Raw genomic sequence first — 15,918 nt, 5'->3', positions numbered from 1 at the left:
TCAGTCACAATCCCTTCCGCGGGGTGGAGCAGCCCGGTAGCTCGTCAGGCTCATAACCTGAAGGCCGCAGGTTCAAATCCTGCCCCCGCAACCAAGAACTTAAAAACTATCAAGACTTTATCGGCCTCCTTCGGGAGGCCGAAGTCGTTTTTAAGTCTAGCACGCCACTAGCACAAAACGGCCCCCCGGTTTGACGTTTCGCCTCTGCCATGATTCCATGTCTTCTAAATCAACGAGAAGACGCAGGAGGCAGGCATGGCAAGTCATGAAATCCTCGGAGGACTGGTTCAGGTTTACAGGCGAGGGGGGAAGGCGTGGCATTGCTCGACCTCGCTCAAGGGCCGCCAGTATCGTACCAGCACCAAGGAAGACAGGCTCGAACAGGCCAAGGCCTTTGCCGAGGACTGGTATCTCGGCCTGCGCGGCAAGCTGGCGGCAGGGGTGTTGAAGACGGAAACCACCTTTGCGGAAGCGGCCAAGAAATTCGAGCAGGAGTACGCCGTCATCACCGAGGGGCAACGCAGCCCCAAGTGGGTTGCGGGCCATAGTATCCGGTTGCGGCTCCATCTGATCCCGTTCTTCGGTAAAATGGGCCTGTCTGAAATCTCGGCTGGGACGGTTCAGGATTACCGCGTCCACCGGATATCGACCACGACCACGGGACGGATGCCTGCCCGCAGCACCTTGCATGATGAAGTGGGCACGTTGCGGCAGGTGTTGAAAACCGCGATCCGGCATAAATGGATGCAGCACCTTCGACCTGTCGCCGCCCTACAAGACACAAGGCAAGATTACGCATCGGCCTTGGTTCAGCCCTGCCGAATACAAGCAGCTTTACGAAGCGACCCGGCAGAATGCCAAGGAGCCCAAAAACGCTTACTTCCAATGGGAGGCAGAGCAACTTCATGACTTCGTTCTACTCATGGGGAATACCGGGTTGCGGCCTGATGAGGCGAAGCAGTTGCAGCACCGGGACGTGACCATCGTGGAAGACCCGGAAAGTCGGCAGCGCATTCTTGAGATCGAGGTGCGCGGCAAGCGGGGCGTGGGCTGGTGCAAATCCATGCCGGGCGCGGTTAAGCCTTATGAGCGTATCCGGGATCGGCTCAAGCCGCTTCGGGGTAAGAAGGGGGAGGAGGTTGTCTTGCAAAAGCGCAAGCCGACCGACCAGCTTTTCCCCGGCAGCTATCTCAAAATGTTCAACAACCTGTTAGATCGACAGGAGTTGAAACTGGATCGGGATGGTAAGCCCCGCACGGCCTACAGCCTGCGTCACACCTATATCTGCCTGCGGCTTATGGAAGGCGCGGATGTCTATGCCATTGCCAAGAACTGCCGCACCAGCGTCGAGATGATCGAGAAGTTTTACGCGGCGCATATTAAGAACACGCTGGATGCCTCGATCATCAATGTCCGTAAACCGAAGCAGTCGTTTGCCAAACCCAAGGCGCAAAAGGCGGCACCACAGGTCTAGATGACACCCGAAGGGGTGTCTGGGCGAACCGCTTGCCGGTTCGCAAGCGCCCGCTTGGCGGGGCGCTTTCGGAGAGTTTAGCTCTCTTGATATTTCGAGTTCACGCGCCGTGACCGAATATGTTTTACTGTCACCATGATTCAGATAACCGATAAAAATTACAAAGAGCACAAAGTCTTCAGGAGTTTGGCCGAGTACGGCAAGTTCTACGATTCCCTTTCCATGAGTGTCTTTCAACAAGTGACGATGGGAACAACAGCTATCGCTAATATCGATACTTACGTGTTCTCATCTATCCAAGGCACCGTCGATTCAATGTCTTACCTTTTGGAAAAGGGTCGGATCAATGATGCTTTTGCATTGCTCAGAAAATATCACGACGCCGCGACCATCAATGTTTATTTGAACCTGTGGCTTAAGCATCAATGTAAGCCCGAGACATTTGTTGTTCCACTTGTGAACGACTGGCTTCACGGGAAATCGGCAAAGGTGCTTCCCCGTATAGAGGCGATGAATAAATACATTGAAAATTCAACAGAGTTGGGAGCCCTTTCCAAGCTAATTAACTCCGATAAGCGTTATCAGCAGCTTCGAAAAAGGTGTAATGACCAAGTGCATTACAATTTCTTTCACACCACTTTATTGAATAACGGGGCCGTCTACATAAAGGATCGGTTGGCTTGGTTAGAGACATTCAACGTCGATTGTGTTGTATCGTTATCTACCATCTTACACTCATCTTCGGCCTCAAAGAATCGTATATGATGTCCAGTGACTTTGTGGATTATGTTGAATGTGGACTGCTACCGCCTGAAGATTGCCAATACTGGGTAAATCCAATTGTGCAGGAGATGTTGAATGAAGTGGTTGTGACATTCCGTCCCGACCTCTATTCGGCCCTCAAAGAAGACTCTGCCATGCACTTGGCCTGAAATTCCCATTTTGTCATTGGCGAACCGCCTGCCGGTTCGCAAAAGCCCGCTTGTAGTGGCCCTCCCTGAAAGGTTGCTTATCTACGGCTGACACCGTCATAGGCTCGATGTGTGATGAATATTGACAATATGTGCTACGCGTCCCATGCTTAAAGGAGAACGAAAGGGTTATCTGATGGCATCGGGAAGCATTCATGTGAAAATTGGCGGTCAGTTGCAGGCCCATATCGAGCAGCAAATCGGCGGTGATGGCCTTTATGAGAATGCCAGCGAGTACATTCGTGCCCTGATCCGGCGCGACTTGCAGACCCGTGATGAAGCATGGGAAGCTCTGCAAAAGGAGTTGTCTCCCGCCATGCGTGCCGACGACAGCGAATTTATCGCCGTGAGCGCCGAGGATGTTATCCGCCGCAATCGCCGTCGCTGATATGGCTACCTATCGCTTTTTCCCCAAAGCTGATGCCGCCCAGGACAAAATTTGGCAGGATACCGTTGAGACGTGGGGAGAAGCGCAGGCTGTCACCTACATCACGGGATTGCACCAGCATTTGCAGTTGCTTTGTGACGAGCGGAAGGTCTGGCGACGGTTGCCCCAAAAACTGGCGGTGCCTGCCGACGTCAAGCGCGAGGCGTATTTTAGCCGTTACGAGAAGCACTACGTGTTTTTTCGAAAGCTGGACAACGGTGATCTCGGTATCATGAGCATCCTCCATGAGCGCATGGACTTGCCGGTCAGGCTCATGGACGACCTCGCGGCGCTTTTTTCGAAGTCCGAAACCGACGAGACGTGAGCGCGACGTTGCGTTTAACCCGTGTCTGAGATGTCTATGAAGCGTATCAACGATAGCATTCTCCAACCCGGCGACATCATTCTCACGACATCGCGTGCCAAGGTCAGCAAAGGGATACGGCTGGCAACGTGGAGTGATATTTCTCATGCCATGGTGTGTGTCGAAGGATATTCTGTCATCGATGCGACCAGTGACGGCGTCCATGCACGCAATACGCAACGACTGTTTTACGCGGCGAATGATGCTGTCCATGTTTTGCGCCTGAGGCGAGCGTTCACCAAGCAAGAGCTAAACGCCGTCGTTATGTACATGAGAGGCCACATAGGTAGCCAGTACACAACCAAAGAGGCCGTCCTTACGGGTTTGGGGCGCTTTATTGAGCCGAGCAAAAAGCAGTTCTGTTCACGCCTCGTCGCTCAGGCGTTTCGGAGCGCCGGTATCGAGCTTGTTCCTAATGCGGATTTCTGTTCACCGGAAAGCCTCAAGAAGAGTGCCTTGCTTGTCGAAATTTCGGAACCCACAGAGGATGTCACCGACGAAGACGTGCGCCGATGGGAAGATCGGCCTGATGGAACGCAGAAGACGCGGGATGCGACCAACGCCATTTTGAATGGCGCCCGTACGAGAAACCCCTCGATTCAAACGTTTGATGACGTCGATGCCCACCTTGCGCTCCATCCTGAAGATGATGATTTTTTCTGCGGGCTTCTGGAAAGATCGGGGTATTTGTCATTATGGAGAGGTGAGCAGCAGAAGAACCCATGGCTGTATGACCTTGCGCTGATGCAAGCTTCACCGCCTGATAATATGAAAGCCTACTGCCAGAGTACCTTGGCCGATGAAGCAGGTTTGACCAATCGCTTTATTGTTAATCGTGGAGGATATGTTCTTTACGCGCATCAGTATGGTCTCCGTTATTTTCAATTGAAATTAGCTTTGTACGAACTGCTTTCGTCGCTGCATCTCCAGCGGATCAAGGTCGCAACAGCTTGGCTCACCGCCCACGGGTTGGCGGTGCCCCCGTCAACGCCGCGTCTCGTACCCCATACGCCGGAATGGTTCGCCTCCATGCAGCCATGGGACCCGATCAAGGCAATGATGGCGGAGGCCGCTGTCCAAGTGGCTAAACATCCTTCTGTCTGTTCGATCTGCGGCGACGACCCTGCGTCCGACTACGTGCTCAAGGACGAGCACCGAACGCTTGGTGGACCGGGTACGCTGCGGCTTTGTGAGTTCTGTCACGAGGTGCAGGACGGCGGGAATGATCTGTTTGTGCCTTTGTAAATCAGCGTATCGCGTGTCTTGCGGTACGATGACTAATATCAAACCACCCGAGACAAAATCGATGCGTGTCTGAATTTTATTCACTGAAACGGCTTTGCCGTTCGTGGGCTTGCATCGCTGGCCATGACGGCGGAATGAGGCAAAGACTGTGAGTCATGGCGCAGTGGGCGACCTGCTTTGCCGCGAGATGAGCAATAAGCGCTCTGGCGAAGATGATATCTGCAAGTGCGGCAGGATTACCAAGGCTTTGTATGTCTAGAGGTCGAAGTCATGAGATTAACGTGTTTCCAGTGAGATTGTCGGTGAGGATATCCGGCCACAGGCAAGAGTAACGGTAGGAAGATGACAGGCTAATAGCGCACTTATACATTGCTAATGCAACATAGGTGCGTCTCCGACACATTCTGTGTCTCCGTCGAAGCGGAGGCCCTGCGGGCCGGAATTTTGCACAGGTTGCCTGAATGCCACGCGCGAACGGATCGCGCTGCATGAAAGGAGGGGCTTGTGGCGATCTACCACTTCTCCGGTCAAATCCTTGGCCGCACGCCCCAGCGCCAACCGAACGGTTCTGTACGGCCCGGATCGAAAGCGGTGGCTGCTGCCGCCTACCGGTCAGGCCAGAGATTGACCGACCGGGGCAGTGGGGAGGTGCATGATTTCCGTCGCCGGAAAGGTGTGGTGCATGAGGAGGTCATGGTGCCGGAGGGTGGAGCAGCGTGGTTACGAGACCGGGAATTGTTGTGGTCGAAGGTCGAGGCGCTGGAGCTTCGCAAGGATGCGCAGTTAGCGCGTGAATTCAACATGGCCCTGCCGCATGAACTGAATCACGGACAGCGTCTGGAGCTGGTGCGTGGATTCGTGGCGGCGCACTTTGTAGGTCGGGGCATGGTGGCGGATATCGCCTTGCACGACCCCGTGGCGGAACACGGGCAATCAGCCCGCAATTTTCATGCGCATGTCATGCTGACGTTGCGGCGGGCGACTGCACGGGGGCTTGATCCGGTGAAGACGCGGGAATGGAATAGTCGGGACGTGTTGCGACTGTGGCGGGTTGAGTGGGAGTCGGCTTGCAACGGCGCGTTGGAAAGGGCAGGGCAGAAGGTGAGGTTGGATCACCGGACGTTGGTTGCGCAAAGGGGCGAGGCTTTGGCGCGGCGGGATTATGGGCGGGCGATGGCGCTTGATCGAGATCCGGAGATCCATGTTGGGCCGAGGGCGCGACAGGTGGTGCGGAATGGGCGGTTGCCCGTGAGCCGGGTGAGGGACGTTAATACCTACCGTCAACATCTGGGAGTGAAACCGGCGCAGCGCCGGCAGCGTGTCTATACCGTCTATGACAGAGGAAGTCGGCAGCAATGGCTGGAGCGCGTACTTGTTGGAAATAATGAAGGGTTTCGGCAAAAGTTGAAGGTAGCTGAGCGGCGCTACGACCGACTTAGCCGGAAATTTGATGACCATCGGCGGCACGAAGCCTGTTTGTTAAAGGTTAAGACGGAAAGTAAGGGCGTCTATCTTGATCGGCGGACGACTGCCAGAGACGAAAATCGCTCTCATTGGAAAATTCAACACGCTCGAAAGCTATCTCGACATTTTGCGAAAATTGTAAAATATCTTGAATTTGCTATCCGTTTAAACCGAATTGAGTACCAACGTGGTTTATTAAGACTGCGTGAATTAGAGAGTTGGGTAATTATGACTAAAAGAACGCGTCACATAGAAAGGATGCTTCGCTCCTATCTTCTTTTTAAGAAATAGAAATCTCACATTATATATGCTTCCAAAAGGCCGGTTAAAACCTTTTTAAGTCTGATTTTGTCATAGCTATAAAGGTCTACCATTAAATTCCGCAAATATTATAGCTGCTTGACCGAGAATTCTTGATAAACGCTTGACACGCCTTTTTTAAGAGTGACTCTAGAGTAAATTGCAAGCCGGTTGGGGGCTAGAAATCATGCCCGATTTAAGCGCACTTTTTAAAAGTTTGAAGGGGGAATTTGATCCCACTACATATATTTTTGCTGCTGTTTTAGCCAATTTGGCTTTAATGCCATCAATTTATAGCGGCTTTTTATCGATTGCCACTCTACCTCGCGCCCAACAAAATATCGAGGCAGTGTTAAGCCTTATTGCTGGAAACCGGATTGATTCGGTTGCCATGATGGCGTTAGTCGGAGCTGTAGCATCAACCCTGCTTATTAATGGTTTTTTGATCTATATAGATTTCTACACATCAAAGGTATGGCTCAAGCACTTCGTACAAGAAGACGATAAACGCTTTTTTACAATGTTCCTTGTGCTAAGTGTCGTTAGTTCCATAGTCCTCTGCCTTGTGCCGCAATATTGGTATATTGGCGTTACCATATTGTACTGGGTCATTCGATATTTTTTGAAATCGCGTAGGCGTGGGTTTGAGAAGGCCATTGAAGATCGTGCTGACGTAAAAATCGAAAAGAATATTATTTATGTAAAAAATAGTAGAAACGAGTACGAAGAGGATCGCTCTGCCACAACACGTTTAGCTGCAATACGTGGCATCTATAGAAATTTTGCGACCAAAGGCACTTTATTTGGGCTGCCGATTATAGTCACCATCGCCTTGTGTCACATTCTTCTTAACGCAAACTCTGGCGCTATGGCTGAATTTTTGGCCGGGGCATACGTGGGAATATCAGCTATGTTCACATTCTTGGCATGTGGGGGGATGGCTGTACGTGTGCTTTACTCAATGCCTTACATCGACCAGCGGATTGAACTCAATGATCACGAGTATTTTAGGCATCTATTAAAATAGCCTCCCCCTTAGCGGAGGAGGCCTTTGCGGCCTAGAAAATAGGCTGCTACTGCGAATGTAAGCGCCCCACCAATGAACGGAGCCAACATAATAAAAAGATTAAGATAGACCAATAGACTTCTCCTATCCGGGTGTAGATGTAATCATATTATACAACCAGGAGGTGTAGCAAGAGGTTTCATTGCTATCTTATTACTAGAGGCGCTTGCTTTGAGAAAGCTTTTTCCTAAAGTGGCCAACATTTTTTAGAAAAATGCTTTCCAGCAAGTCAACTTCCCCGTTCAAAAACCTGCTCCAACGCTTATTAGTTGGGGTCGGTAATGGCGTGAGCTGCTAGGCCTTTCCATTGATCCCAAAGACTACGCCAGCGCCAGACTTTTCGGTAGTCGATGCGGCGACCAAGGATGGCTGAGGGGACGTCGCGGAGTTTGATGATGGTGCGGGTCAGCGGAAGGCGCTGCACTTCTGCCGGATCGATCAGCCAATAGCCGCTTTCCGATTGGCCGCGTTGGTGGTTTTGCTGTGACCAGTTCCCTGTGTCGCTGATGCCGGTTGAGTGGGTTTTGGTGGTGGTGTGTCCGACCATCAGCGAGACGTATTGGGCGGTATCGTTATCGTTGACCCCGAAGAACACGCGGGCCGAAGCATTGGCGAGGAAAGCTTTGGCGTTGTCGCCGTAGACTTTCCGCATTTGCGGCATGCTCTGCCAGATCAATACCGGTGTGCAGTAAGCGCGGAGGAGGCCGGATTGGGATTCGAGGGTTTGAAGCCTGCCAAGGACGGCAACTTCATCGAGCAGTAACACGACCTTGCGCTTGGGGCGTTCAGCTTTGGCGCGGGTGAAGGTTTTCAGGATGCAGCCGACCATCACTCGCAGCCATGGGCCGTAAACGTCGAGGACGTCTTCGTCTACGCAAAGGTAGAGGGTTTTGACGGTGGCTGTGAGATTATTCAGTTCAAAGGTGGACGTTTGCGAAAGTTGGCCTGCTGGTGAGCCCGCCGACCATGGTTCGGTGGCCTTTTGGGCGTTGGAAAGGATCGAGGCAAATTCTGGCGAGAAGGTGCCGTCCCTTCCCATGGACGAGGTGAGGAACCCGGCGGCGATTTCACGGGCGGCGAGGGAAGGGGAGGTATGTGCAATCTCCCGCAGTGTTTCCATGAAGGTTTCCGGTTCACCCACGGACAGGCGGCGTACCGTGGCAAGCGTGCGGCTGGGTGATGGTTCGTAAAGCACGTGAAGGATGAAGGCCTTGAGGAGCGATGCGGCCTTGTCGTCCCAATGGCTTTCGCGGGCATCAGTATTGACCATGAGAGCGGCAAGCGCCGCAGCGTCGTCCGCTTCGCTTGGCGTGCCTTTACGAATGATGTCCATGGGATTGTAGCGATCCGAGTGGAGCAGGTTCGAGGGATTGAGCATGCGTACACGGCCAAGTGTCGCACGGCGACGGCGGGTGATGGCGTAATTTTCTCCCTTGGGATCGGTGACGACCATCGATCCGCGATAGGTGAGGAGGGAGGGGATTACGACGCCTAGTCCCTTGCCCGCGCCGGTCGCGGCGAACACCATGACCAAGCCATCCGTCGAAAAGCGCAGGAGGCGACCGAACGCGCCGCGACCTAGAATGACGCCTTCACCGGTGATCGCGCCCTTGTACCATTGCTCCCAGCGGGTGGCCCAGCGTGCCGAGCCGTGAGGGACGCCTTTGCGGCGGGCGCTTCTGCCGATTTGAAAGATGAGGCGCAAGCACCACCAGATAACGACGAGCAGGCCAAAGCAGAGCCAGAGAAATAGCCGCAGAAGAGTGATGAAAACCCTCATACGCCGAGGGTCTCATGTCGATTGCCTGTTGGCAAAGTTCTCGTTTCGGCTCGCTCGTGACGGGCCATACCCTCAACCGAGCCGGACGCGGTGGTTGGGGCGTTTCAGCAGTGGCGCGGGCTGCGAAATGATTTTGAAATATGTGATGAATGCTGGCGTGGTTTGTATGGCGTTTTGCCACGTTCCTTTCTTCTGCCTACGCCCCACGAAAAAACCTTTAAGGGGGTTGCGGGAAGTATCTACTATATTGACGGGCATGAAGTTTTCGATTGTTATCGTCTAGGTTGATTTAGCTATCTTGGGGGATTCAATGGGCAAGCTGGTGATAGGCTCTTTCACGTTCGTGGCAGGGTTGTTTTTGTGCTTTACGGGGGTCGGGGCATTGATCGGAATACCGATGATCGCTGGTGGTCTGGCGATGGGTGTCGCCGGTATGGGGTCGATGGGGGTTACAGCCGTGAAAACCGGCATGTCCACCGGCAAGCTGGTGCGCGACATGCGCAATGGCCGCGAGACAACCACCTTAGTGACGGAAGATACCACCACCGCGTCCGGAAGCGTGGCCGATGAAATCGGCAAGCTGGCAAGCCTTCTCGCCGCCGGACACCTCACGCAGGACGAGTTTGACCGGAAGAAGGCCCAGCTTTTGGGACTGGCAGCTTAAGCAAGCCGTCGCGGCAGTCCAACTCCTTCGCGGACTCGATACGGTCGCCGTATTCGGCATAGCCGTAGGCTTTGACGACACGGGCAGGGGAATGACCCTGAGAAATTGTCAACGTCAGGTCGCGGAAGGGATCGCCGGTCAGCTCGTGCGGGAACACCAGCGGTTTACGCTTGCCATCAATCAGCCCGTGGCGCTCGTCGAGTTGTTTGGACAGTTTGAGGGCCTGGTCGCCGCTGATGCCCATGAACTGGCGCACGTAGCTGTTTTCCAAAAACCCCGAAGGGTTCTTGTAGTATTTCGCCAGCTGGCCGAAATTCTGCGCGAACATCCACAGGCGGACGCCGTGGCCGCGCCCCATGTCGAGGGCGGTTTCCAAGATGTCGAGGCGGTGCAGAGCGGGCATCTCGTCGAGGAAGAACGTCACCACCGGCGTATCGCGATCGGCTTCGCCTCGGCACAGCGCATAGAAAGCCTGCCCGATCAGCGCCCGGAAAAACGAGGTGTACTGGGCCAGTTCATCCAGCGTGATGCAGATGTAAAGCGTGGCCTTGTCTCGCCGCAGGCTCAGGGGGTCGAAGGTCGAGCGCATGGTCAGTTCCTCGATGCGGGGGGACTGCCACGTGTCGATATGGGTGCGGGCGGTCTCGGTGACGCTTTCGCGCACCTTGTACGGCATGGAGCGTATGGCCGTGGCCGTCCGGACGAGTTTCTTCACCTTTGACGCCGACAGGTGGTTGAGCCATTGGTCAAGCTCGCTGCCTACAAGGCTTTCCGAACCATCCGGGCCGAGCGGGTTGAGGTAAAGGCGATCGAAAATCGCCGACATGGTACGGTACTCGCCTTCGCCGAACAGGGCGGTATCGAGAATGGCATCCGCGAGCAGGGACAGGCCACGCTTGTCCCAGTAGTCCCGTTTCGCCGCCTCGTTTGGCACCATGAGCAGGTCAACCAGCTTCATGGCATCTTCGTAGGCGTCGGCCAGCTGGGGGCGGATCGTGTCGAGCGGATTGTAATGGATCGAATTTGCCGGATCGGCCGGGGCGAAGCGGTACACCGGGCCGACGTTGCGCGCCCGCCAAACGGCGGTCTGCTCGAACAGCTCGCCCTTGATGTCGATGACCAAGGCACCGCCGTCCATCGTCAGCAGGTTGCGGGTCGCCGATTGGCTCTTGCCTTGGCCCGGGGGACCGAAGGTAATCAGGCTTTCGTTGCGGTCGTACAGCAGTTCCGATTCCGACCCCTCGATCTGGCCCAGCCGCAACACCGAGGGGCGCGGCGGACTTTTGTAAACCAGCGCCGTGGCGGCTTCCTCCTGAGCCATCCACTTGGCGCCGGTAACAAGCAGGCGCTGAAGGACCGTGCGTTCGGATGTGGTCAGGCGGCTTCCGGCACCAAGGGCATCCCGTAAGGCCTGTTGCAGGCGCTCCGTGGCCGCGCCTGATGGTCCGAGGTGTCCCTCGATGAGGGTCGTCAGGGTGGCGCGTAACTCGCCGAGCAGGTCGGCCGATCTGAACGGCCCGGCCGACACCATTAACCCCTTGCCCTGATTCCAGACGATCGGCGCGAAGATCGCCAGCCGTTCGCGCCGATCAATCTGACCGGCGCAGGCCAACAGGTCGGCCAGCCGCAGGGTTGCCCGTTCGGCTTCGGTCATATCGCGCAACGTGCGCTGGAACGCGGCCCCCTTGAGGGCCAGCTCCGCCGAGGTGTGCAGGAATTCCCGTTCGATCGATCCCGCTGCCTTGAGGATATGGTCATCCCCGTTTGCGCGGCGGTCGAGATGGGCATGCTTGTCGGCGATCGTGCGCCCGAGGCGGTAGAAGCTCGCATTCGTAATGAGGTCGGGCGTCAGTTCGGCAACGGTCAGCTGGACGACGTTGAGTTCATTGGTATGGAACGCCTCAATGTCGGCAAGAGTGGCTCCCGGCTTCACCGCGGGAAGCGGTGGGGTAGGGGGACGAACACGCGATCGTGCGACCGCGCCCCCGACGCCGCCGCTTGAGGAGTACATTACCGCGCCGATGAACAGCGCCGCCAAGACTGCCGCGAGACCCAAGACTTCCATGTTGCCCCCATGTCGTGGAGGACGTTAACGGGAAGGGAATTGACGTGCAATCCAGCAATCGACAGTGGTAGTACAGACCGTGCGGGGTGGCGTGGTGACAGCGCGACCTTGACCGGCCCATGACGTTGCCATGGCCACGGTCGGCGCGCCGCTTGCGGCTTCCGAGGGAGGCCTGTAGCATGGGCAAAGTTCGGGTAGAGCGCACATATGGGTTTCGGAACGAAACCCGCGCTCTTTCCCATGGTCCGGGGCGCATGTCATGGCGATTTACAGCCTGCATCACCAGCCTATCGGTAAGACCACGCAGGCGCGCCCTCACACCTCGGCCGCCCACGTGCGGTACATCACGCGGCCTTCAGCCGCGAGCCGCATCGAGGCCGCGCGGATGCCGGACAAACCGGGCAGGGCGGCGGAATTCATGGTTGATGCCGAGAACGGCGATCGTAAGAACGCACGGGTCGCCGACAAGCTGATGCTGGCACTGCCGCGCGAATTGAACCCCGGGCAACGGGCCGCGCTCGTGCGTGGCTTTGCCGAGGACGTGACACAGGGGCGGGCGTCATGGCTGGCGGCATTCCACGACCAAGGCAAGGATGCCCAAAACCCGCATGTCCATCTGCTGATCCGCGACCGCGATCTCGCGACCGGCAGGCGCGTTGCCGGGTTAAGCGAGCAGGGCAGTACCGAACGGTTGCGGGTGTTGTGGGAAGACCATGCCAACCGCGCCCTTGGCGCGGCAGGACGACCGGAGCGCATCGACCGGCGTACCTTGAAGGCGCAAAGCATCGACCGCGCGCCGACGGTTCACGAAGGTCCGAGGGCGCAACAGATGGAACGGCGCGGCGCACGGCCCCAAAGCCGCATGCGCCGTTATCGTAATCGCCCTGGTGCGCCGTTGCCGCACAGGGAGGTCGATTACAGGGGCATCGACGCAGGCCGTTCGCGGCCCGCCTATAACCGCCATATCCGGGAAACCTCTGCCGACTACTGGCAGGCGCTGGATGCGGACAATCAGGCGCGCGAACTCGACCAGCTCCGCGCTATCCATCACCGGCCCGTTTCAGTGATACCGTTTACGGCTCGACGGTCGGTTCCGCATGGCATCGTCAATCAGCATTCCATCGGTCCGGGCGTTCATAGCCTTGATCTCAAGAGCTTCCGCCTGCCAGAAAGCATGCGATCCCGCAGCTTGTTTTCTGTCCCACCAGTCAGCGAGAGCGAAATAACTCCGACGCAAAGGATTGCGCGGGGAGCAGCCCCGGAGAAAACTCTCGCACCACCCGAGGGGCCGACCAAACAGCCAGCAGAATCCATCGAGCAGAATATCAAACATAACGAAAGTATTAAGAATAAAATCCTATCTGACAAGGGGAAAATAATGAGTGTTGATGACGAAGAAAAGCGGCGCCTCACTAAAGACCTAGCAGATGCCCTTGCACGGGAACAAAAAAGCCGCGCTGCGCGAAATAACGCTCTCGACAATGGCTTCATGCGGCCAGACTTAGCAAAGCCGGACATTAATCAATACTATAAAAACAAAGGCGTTGATAAGCTCAAAGAGCGTTTCAACCAGTATCCTTGGGGAAGTCAGTTCGGCGTAAAAAAAGGGAATCCGCTAACCAAGGAAGGGCGAAAACAGCGTGCTGATGCGAACCAAGCCCGTCGCGATCTTCCCGATCTATGGGACACCCACGCCAACGACCTTAAAAACCGAAAGGCTGCGGAACGAGCATTCAATGACCGTTACCCGAAGCCAGAAGGACAGGATGCACCGCCGACTGGACCGGCCCAGAGCGCAGGAATGCCGCCCCCCGATGGGCAGCAATCTCCAGTGATGACGCCGACGCAGCAAGGAATGGGGCAAGGGGGTCCATCAGGCAGCCCGGGGCATTATGACGGGACACCGCCCGGTCAGGTTCCGCAGGAAACCCCGTCCATGATGCCGAGCCAATCTTCTCCGGCGCAGGCTACACCACAAGCTGGACCGGCCCATGGTGCAGCACCACAGCACGTGCCGCAGGGGCATACCTCACCTACGCCTGCCCAACAGCCGATCTCCATGCCAGCGCAGCCGAGGGAGCCGACCGGCGCGCAGACGCCGTCGTTTCTCTCGAAGCTGCCTAATGCCAGAGCGACACCGGGTCAGAAATTGGACGGCGAGGCATTGCCGTCGATGGATAACCTGCAATATCCGCCGCCGTCGTTCCTGTCGAAACTGCCGAACGCCCACCGAACTCCCATGGATGGCAGGCCTGCCGAGGGTCGACCGCCCAAGGCACGGCCCGGTCCAAAGCCGCGCGGTGTTATGGCAGACGACGACTAAGATTACATACGGAAGTCTCTTGCAACTTCCAGCAAGACGATTTTAAGTGTCGTGTATTGGCGGGGGTCATAAATGGCTAAAAAAGATTTGTCGGCGCTTCTCGGCGCACTTCTCGTATTGTCAGGATGCAGTCCGACTCCAGAATCTAAATTTCCCGAAGCGTACAACACGTACAAACGAGAGAGATCAATGGGTAGTGAGTTTCCTGTGCATGATGTATCATGCAGAACTTGGGATTCTGGCGGCACTAATGACATGTGGACATGTGATTTCAAATACATGGAATTGCCATGGATGTCAGATACAAAGATCGAGAAAGTTGGAAGCCTGATCTTGCTTCATAAAAAAGATTCCGAAGATTGGTGGATTCCTCGTAATCAATAGCTCTACCAGCCGACGATAAGACCTTGAGAGGCCCGGCCGTCGGGGTGCTGACGTTTTTCCCATTCAATACTGAAGCCATCAGCCATCAGCCTTCAAGGCTTCAGCCGTTGCCTTGGCGGTGGTCGTTTGCGACACGTCCACGGCTTTGTCCGGGGCGATCGTGATCCGGTTGAATCCTTCCGCTGCCGCAGCAGAGATCAGCTTCCGGACCTTGGTCAGGTCGAGAAGTTTTTCCGCTTCGCGTTCGCGGCCTAGGCGGGACTAGCTGCGTATCAGGCGTTCTGCCGGAGGTTAATTGGTCCCGCCCGCAGCGCCACGGCGATGCCGGAAAGAATGGTACCGGTGGAAAGCAAAAGCGTGAAGTGGCGTGAAAGCACCGTTCGCAGCGCTTCATCTTGTCCAAGCGGACCTAACATGATGCCCATCGGAATCGATACGCCGAGAACATCTGGGCGGGTGAATACGGCAATCATGCCGCTGAGCAGGATACCGAATGCCAGCAGCACTAACAGATAGATTTTCACGGGTATGGTATCTCTCCGCGGGGTATGGAGTGCCGGAGGCCAACATCATGGCTGAATGACGCAGCAGGTTAGGGACATCAAAGTTGCTCGGTCTTGATGACGCTGTAGCCGGTCACGTTCCAACCTGAGGGGGTTTTCTGGAAATCTATGTTCAGCTCCTCGTAAAACTTGGCAGTGCTGAAAGAGCGTTTGTAGGCGGCAATACAGGACTGGCGGCTGTCATCACCAGAGCAGTTCGACAGCTCAAGGTCCCAGACGTTTCCAACTTTATGACTCAGGTAGGACTGAGCTACATCCGGGGATGGCCCATCACTGCCGCCGAACAGGGACCATCCGGGCAGGACGAGAAGCACGGGAGCGAAGATTGCGTATTTCCATGGAGTGGACTTGAGCATGGCAGAACCTCAAAGGCGGGTGGTGCGGCTGTTGCTGATGTAAGTGACGGCGAAGAGGAACAGGGCGGCGAGTATGGCACCAGCGGCAATCGTCATTGCCAGATGCGAGGCCAGCTCATCGCGAAACGGCGCATCAAGTGGGGATTGGCTAAACAAGACATCCAGCGGTACTGGGACGCCGAGAACTACGGGCCGCGTGAGGACTCCGGCGATACCGCCCAGGGCCATACAGCCCAGCACGATCGCCCAGAACAGGCTTGGTTTCATTGGATGTTACCCGGATGAGAGTGGCACGACGATGTCGCGGGCAACGTCTGAACCGCACTTGTTGTCCCGCCATATCTGGATAGCAAAAATCACGAAATTTGACGGCCCAGCGAAACGGTGCGTCGAGGGACATTGTTCAAATATAAATTGCCAAAATCAGCCAAATTAAAGCATCTCTAGTAGCTAAAAATCTTTCAACTAGAGC

Annotated in this window: 16 protein-coding genes and 1 tRNA gene; 12 read left to right on the top strand and 5 right to left on the bottom strand. The window is 55.7% G+C overall.

Annotation, left to right across the window (positions count from 1 at the left end):
• The first annotated feature begins 17 nt into the window (after positions 1-17).
• From C8J33_RS23345 to C8J33_RS23310, 9 genes are all read left to right on the top strand, one after another.
• A tRNA-Met gene (locus C8J33_RS23345) sits at positions 18-94 on the top strand.
• Between the two features lie 161 nt (positions 95-255).
• Positions 256-909, top strand: a complete 654-nt coding sequence (locus C8J33_RS27655) for an N-terminal phage integrase SAM-like domain-containing protein (RefSeq protein WP_245507261.1) — start codon at positions 256-258, stop codon at positions 907-909.
• Between the two features lie 67 nt (positions 910-976).
• A complete protein-coding gene (locus tag C8J33_RS27650; protein ID WP_245507260.1) occupies positions 977-1,474 on the top strand; it encodes a hypothetical protein in 498 nt (165 codons plus the stop codon).
• 222 nt (positions 1,475-1,696) lie between these two features.
• Positions 1,697-2,239 (top strand): hypothetical protein, encoded by a 543-nt coding sequence (locus C8J33_RS23335; protein WP_132665527.1) that lies wholly within the window; start codon positions 1,697-1,699, stop codon positions 2,237-2,239.
• 342 nt (positions 2,240-2,581) lie between these two features.
• Positions 2,582-2,833 carry a ribbon-helix-helix domain-containing protein gene (locus C8J33_RS23330; RefSeq protein ID WP_132665526.1) on the top strand — a complete coding sequence of 84 codons (252 nt, stop codon included), beginning with the start codon at positions 2,582-2,584 and terminating at the stop codon, positions 2,831-2,833.
• A 1-nt stretch (position 2,834) separates the two neighbouring features.
• Positions 2,835-3,197, top strand: coding sequence for a type II toxin-antitoxin system RelE/ParE family toxin (locus C8J33_RS23325; RefSeq protein WP_132665531.1), 363 nt, complete (start codon positions 2,835-2,837; stop codon positions 3,195-3,197).
• 36 nt (positions 3,198-3,233) lie between these two features.
• Complete coding sequence (locus tag C8J33_RS23320) at positions 3,234-4,481, top strand: YiiX/YebB-like N1pC/P60 family cysteine hydrolase (protein ID WP_165929867.1); 1,248 nt, start codon at positions 3,234-3,236, stop codon at positions 4,479-4,481.
• Positions 4,482-4,985: 504 nt separating this feature from the next.
• Positions 4,986-6,236, top strand: a complete 1,251-nt coding sequence (gene mobQ, locus C8J33_RS23315) for a MobQ family relaxase (protein WP_132665524.1) — start codon at positions 4,986-4,988, stop codon at positions 6,234-6,236.
• A 196-nt stretch (positions 6,237-6,432) separates the two neighbouring features.
• Complete coding sequence (locus C8J33_RS23310; protein WP_132665523.1) at positions 6,433-7,272, top strand: hypothetical protein; 840 nt, start codon at positions 6,433-6,435, stop codon at positions 7,270-7,272.
• Between the two features lie 304 nt (positions 7,273-7,576).
• On the opposite strand, the gene C8J33_RS23305 is transcribed toward C8J33_RS23310, so the two are convergent.
• On the bottom strand, positions 7,577-9,091 hold the full coding sequence (locus C8J33_RS23305) for a type IV secretory system conjugative DNA transfer family protein (RefSeq protein WP_132665522.1): 1,515 nt from the start codon (positions 9,089-9,091) through the stop codon (positions 7,577-7,579).
• A gap of 310 nt (positions 9,092-9,401) precedes the next feature.
• On the opposite strand from C8J33_RS23305, the gene C8J33_RS23300 reads away from it, so the two are divergent.
• Entirely contained in the window at positions 9,402-9,755 is a 354-nt protein-coding gene (locus tag C8J33_RS23300; RefSeq protein ID WP_132665521.1) for an SHOCT domain-containing protein, read from the top strand.
• Here C8J33_RS23300 and C8J33_RS23295 read toward each other — a convergent pair.
• On the bottom strand, positions 9,700-11,820 hold the full coding sequence (locus C8J33_RS23295; protein ID WP_132665520.1) for a type IV secretory system conjugative DNA transfer family protein: 2,121 nt from the start codon (positions 11,818-11,820) through the stop codon (positions 9,700-9,702). The two genes, C8J33_RS23300 and C8J33_RS23295, sit on opposite strands and share 56 nt — an antisense overlap.
• 259 nt (positions 11,821-12,079) lie before the next feature.
• Here C8J33_RS23295 and C8J33_RS23290 point away from each other — a divergent pair, with 259 nt between their 5' ends.
• Positions 12,080-14,143, top strand: coding sequence for a MobA/MobL family protein (locus C8J33_RS23290; protein ID WP_132665519.1), 2,064 nt, complete (start codon positions 12,080-12,082; stop codon positions 14,141-14,143).
• Between the two features lie 72 nt (positions 14,144-14,215).
• On the top strand, positions 14,216-14,527 hold the full coding sequence (locus C8J33_RS23285; RefSeq protein WP_132665518.1) for a hypothetical protein: 312 nt from the start codon (positions 14,216-14,218) through the stop codon (positions 14,525-14,527).
• A 272-nt stretch (positions 14,528-14,799) separates the two neighbouring features.
• On the opposite strand, the gene C8J33_RS23280 is transcribed toward C8J33_RS23285, so the two are convergent.
• The 3 genes from C8J33_RS23280 to C8J33_RS23270 all read right to left on the bottom strand — a co-directional run bounded on the left by C8J33_RS23280 (position 14,800) and on the right by C8J33_RS23270 (position 15,713).
• A complete protein-coding gene (locus C8J33_RS23280; protein ID WP_132665517.1) occupies positions 14,800-15,051 on the bottom strand; it encodes a hypothetical protein in 252 nt (83 codons plus the stop codon).
• Between the two features lie 77 nt (positions 15,052-15,128).
• Positions 15,129-15,446 (bottom strand): hypothetical protein, encoded by a 318-nt coding sequence (locus C8J33_RS23275; RefSeq protein ID WP_132665516.1) that lies wholly within the window; start codon positions 15,444-15,446, stop codon positions 15,129-15,131.
• Between the two features lie 9 nt (positions 15,447-15,455).
• Positions 15,456-15,713 carry a hypothetical protein gene (locus tag C8J33_RS23270; protein WP_132665515.1) on the bottom strand — a complete coding sequence of 86 codons (258 nt, stop codon included), beginning with the start codon at positions 15,711-15,713 and terminating at the stop codon, positions 15,456-15,458.
• Between the last annotated feature and the right edge of the window lie 205 nt (positions 15,714-15,918).

This window comes from Rhizobium sp. PP-CC-3G-465 (genome assembly GCF_004343445.1).
Taxonomy (GTDB): Bacteria; Pseudomonadota; Alphaproteobacteria; order Rhizobiales; family Rhizobiaceae; genus Ferranicluibacter; species Ferranicluibacter rubi.
Note: the sequence above shows the minus strand (reverse complement) of the source record. Positions and strands in the feature narration are given on the sequence as shown.

What these genes read in the sequence shown, in the direction of transcription:
- C8J33_RS27655 (WP_245507261.1), top strand. Translation starts at nt 256, where the DNA reads ATGGCAAGTCATGAAATCCTCGGAGGACTGGTTCAGGTTTACAGGCGA.
- C8J33_RS23335 (WP_132665527.1), top strand. Translation starts at nt 1,697, where the DNA reads ATGAGTGTCTTTCAACAAGTGACGATGGGAACAACAGCTATCGCTAAT.
- C8J33_RS23330 (WP_132665526.1), top strand. Translation starts at nt 2,582, where the DNA reads ATGGCATCGGGAAGCATTCATGTGAAAATTGGCGGTCAGTTGCAGGCC.
- C8J33_RS23325 (WP_132665531.1), top strand. Translation starts at nt 2,835, where the DNA reads ATGGCTACCTATCGCTTTTTCCCCAAAGCTGATGCCGCCCAGGACAAA.
- C8J33_RS23320 (WP_165929867.1), top strand. Translation starts at nt 3,234, where the DNA reads ATGAAGCGTATCAACGATAGCATTCTCCAACCCGGCGACATCATTCTC.
- C8J33_RS23310 (WP_132665523.1), top strand. Translation starts at nt 6,433, where the DNA reads ATGCCCGATTTAAGCGCACTTTTTAAAAGTTTGAAGGGGGAATTTGAT.
- C8J33_RS23305 (WP_132665522.1), bottom strand. Translation starts at nt 9,091, where the DNA reads ATGAGGGTTTTCATCACTCTTCTGCGGCTATTTCTCTGGCTCTGCTTT.
- C8J33_RS23300 (WP_132665521.1), top strand. Translation starts at nt 9,402, where the DNA reads ATGGGCAAGCTGGTGATAGGCTCTTTCACGTTCGTGGCAGGGTTGTTT.
- C8J33_RS23295 (WP_132665520.1), bottom strand. Translation starts at nt 11,820, where the DNA reads ATGGAAGTCTTGGGTCTCGCGGCAGTCTTGGCGGCGCTGTTCATCGGC.
- C8J33_RS23290 (WP_132665519.1), top strand. Translation starts at nt 12,080, where the DNA reads ATGGCGATTTACAGCCTGCATCACCAGCCTATCGGTAAGACCACGCAG.
- C8J33_RS23285 (WP_132665518.1), top strand. Translation starts at nt 14,216, where the DNA reads ATGGCTAAAAAAGATTTGTCGGCGCTTCTCGGCGCACTTCTCGTATTG.
- C8J33_RS23275 (WP_132665516.1), bottom strand. Translation starts at nt 15,446, where the DNA reads ATGCTCAAGTCCACTCCATGGAAATACGCAATCTTCGCTCCCGTGCTT.
- C8J33_RS23270 (WP_132665515.1), bottom strand. Translation starts at nt 15,713, where the DNA reads ATGAAACCAAGCCTGTTCTGGGCGATCGTGCTGGGCTGTATGGCCCTG.